The 2,936-nt window shown below is 71.1% G+C and carries 3 protein-coding genes; all 3 read left to right on the top strand.

Translation table 11 applies throughout. The annotated features are described in order from the left end of the window. Positions 1–1,320 (top strand): D-arabinono-1,4-lactone oxidase (locus V6M57_RS17435; protein WP_332816272.1); only part of this gene is annotated, 1,320 nt, incomplete at its 5' end. Between the two features lie 12 nt (positions 1,321–1,332). Then, positions 1,333–2,634, top strand: coding sequence for an alanine racemase (locus V6M57_RS17430; protein WP_332816271.1), 1,302 nt, complete (start codon positions 1,333–1,335; stop codon positions 2,632–2,634). A 121-nt stretch (positions 2,635–2,755) separates the two neighbouring features. Then, positions 2,756–2,936 (top strand): hypothetical protein (locus V6M57_RS17425; RefSeq protein ID WP_332816270.1); only part of this gene is annotated, 181 nt, incomplete at its 3' end.

The following is a 2,936-nucleotide window of genomic DNA, read 5'->3' as shown; positions in this document are numbered from 1 at the left end:
GGCGTCCCGGCGCAGGCCGCTCCTGGGGGTGGGGCAGCGGCAGCGCCGCCGCAGCCTTGGCAGAACTGGTCGGGCGTGCAGCGCGCGCAGCCGCGGGCGCGCCCCATGCCAGCCAACGAAGCCGAGCTGGCCACGCTGCTGGCGCGTTCCAGCGGCGAGGTCCGGGTCGCGGGGTCGGGGCATTCCTTCTCGGCGCTGGTGCCCACACCGGGCACCCTGGTGTCGTTGGACCGCATGTCCGGCATCGCCCGCATCGACAAAGCCGCGATGACGGCCACGGTGCATGCGGGCACCCGCCTGGGGCACCTCGCCCGGTTGCTGGATGCCGAAGGGCTTGCGCTGCCGAACTTGCCGGACATCGATGCGCAAACCATTGCCGGCGCGATTGCCACGGGCACGCACGGCACGGGGGCCACACTCCCCGCCGTGCACGATGGCGTGGTGGGCGCGCGGCTGGTCACGCCCGCCGGGCAGGTGGTGGAGCTGGGCGGACCGCGCGATGCGGATGCGCTGGCCGCCGTCCGCGTGTCGCTGGGCAGCCTGGGCGTGGTGTCGCAGCTCACGCTGCGCGTGGTGCCCGCGTTCAACCTGCGGCGCAAGGTGTGGCTGCAGCCCGTGGACGACCTGCTGCGCGAGGCCCCGGCCCTCGCGGCCCGGCACCGCCACTTCGAGATGTTCGTGCTGCCCTTCACCGGCTACGCGGCCGGCGTGATGCACGAGGTGTACGAGGGCGATTCGCCGCTGCTGCCCAACTCCGCCGAGGACGCAACGCTGGCCGACCTGCGCCGCCTGCGCGACTGGCTGGGGCGCTTTCCCGCCTTGCGCACCTGGGCCGCGCAGCGCTTCATCGACCCCCACCAGACCGAGGAGGCCCGCGAGCGCGCCCACCGCCTGCTCTCCACCGTGCGCTCGTCGCGCTTCAACGAGACGGAATGGCATGTGCCGGCCGAGAACGGCATTGCCTGCCTGCGCCAGGTGATCGACGCCATCCAGCAGCACAACGAGGCCTTCTACCCCATCGAGTTCCGCTGGGTGCGCGGCGACGGCGCGTGGCTCAGCCCCTTCCATGGCCGCGACAGCTGCTCGATAGCCCTGCACGCCGCGGCCGGCGAGGCGTATGACTACATCGTGCAGATCGGCGCCCGCATCTGCCAGGCCCATGGCGGCCGCCCCCATTGGGGCAAGATGCACCCGCTGGCAGCCCCCGCGCTCGCGCCGCTGTACCCGCGCTGGCGCGACTTTCTGGCCTTGCGCCAGTCGTTCGATCCGCAGGGCCGCATGCTCAATGCCCATCTGCGGTCGTTGTTCGGTCTTGCGTGAAGGAGGTCCCCGGTGAAGAACAACAGGCCAGGACTGCTCAACCGCCGCCGGGTCGTGGCGGCGGGGGCGCTTGCTGCGTCGGGCGCCGCGCTGCTGGCGGCGCGCCCGGCCGACCGTGGCGCGCCCCAGGCCGGCGATTTCGCCGCCATCGCCCAGGCGCTGAAGGCCGCCGGCATGGCCAGCACCCCCACGCTGGTCGTGGACCGGGCGCGGCTGCGCGCCAATGCGGCCAAGGTGCAGGCGCACGCGCAGGGCCACCGGCTTGCGCTGCGGCTGGTGAACAAATCCCTGCCCAGCCTGCGCCTGCTGGACGAGGTGGGCGCCGCCGCGGCAGGTGCCCGCCAGATGGTGTTCAGCCTGCCTTATCTCGCGTTGGTCGCCCAGGAGCGCCCCCACACCGACGTGCTGCTGGGCAAGCCCCTGCCGGCCGCGGCGGCCGCGGCCTTTCTGGCGGCACCGCCCGCGTCTGGCTTCGACCCCGCGCGCCAGCTGCAGTGGCTGGTGGATACGCCGCAGCGCCTGGCGCAATACCGCGAGGTGGCGCGCGGGCGGGGGCAGCCCCTGCGCATCAACATCGAGATCGACGTGGGCCTGCACCGCGGTGGCGTGGCGGACGAGGAGACGCTGCGCTCCATGCTCCAGATGGTGCTGGAGGAGCCGTTGCTGCGCTTTGCCGGTTTCATGGGCTACGACGCGCACACGCAGAAGATCCCGGACATCGTCGGCGCGCGCGAGCGGGTGCACCGCCAGGTGCTGGAGACCTACCAGCGCTTTGTGGATGCACTGCGAGCCAGCCCGCTGCCACTGGCCGAGCCCCTGACCTTCAACACCGCGGGCTCGCCTACGTTCCGCCTGCACGACGGCAGCGGTGCAGCCAACGAGGTGGCCGTGGGCTCCGCCATGGTGCTGCCGTCCGACTTCGACACGCCCCTCTTGGCCGACCTGCAGCCGGCCGTGTGGATCGCCACGCCGGTCCTTAAAGTGGGCGACTTTGCGGCGCCCAATGGCGTGGGCGCACTGGGCCGCCTGGCGCGCGCATGGGACATCAATCAGCGCACCGCGCATTTCATCCACGGCGGCAACTGGCTCGCGGACCCGGTGTCCCCGCCAGGGCTTGGCACCAGCGCGCTGATGGGGCTGTCGTCCAACCAGCAACTGCTGGTTGGCTCCGGCGGCCAGGCCTTGCGGCCGGACGACATGGTGTTCTTTCGCCCCCGGCAGAGCGAGGCCGTGCTTCAGCAGTTCGGCGACATCGTGGTGTACGAGGGCGGGCAGGTGGTGGACCAGTGGCCGGTCTTTCCGGCCCGCGGGTGAGCGCTCGGTCGGTTTCTCCGCTTTGTGGATGTGACAGCGCGAGCCGATCTCTGTGCCTTGTAGCGCCCACAATGCTTCGCACAGTCTGCGGTGTATGGGGTGGGTTCAGAAGATCGCCAACGTGGTCTTCTTCCCGGGTCTGGCGGACTTCCAGACAGCCACTCATACGAAAACCAAGCAGATCAACGACAACGACCGCATCGTTCGCAGCACGGCGTGGGTAAGCAAGCGTCTCCAAAGAAACCAGTCTCCGTCGCGCCAGCGCGCAAAGGCCACCCGTCATCCACGCCCATGTCCGCCGC

The organism is Ramlibacter sp. (assembly GCF_036676645.1).
Taxonomy (GTDB): Bacteria; Pseudomonadota; Gammaproteobacteria; order Burkholderiales; family Burkholderiaceae_C; genus Ramlibacter.
Note: the sequence above shows the minus strand (reverse complement) of the source record. Positions and strands in the feature narration are given on the sequence as shown.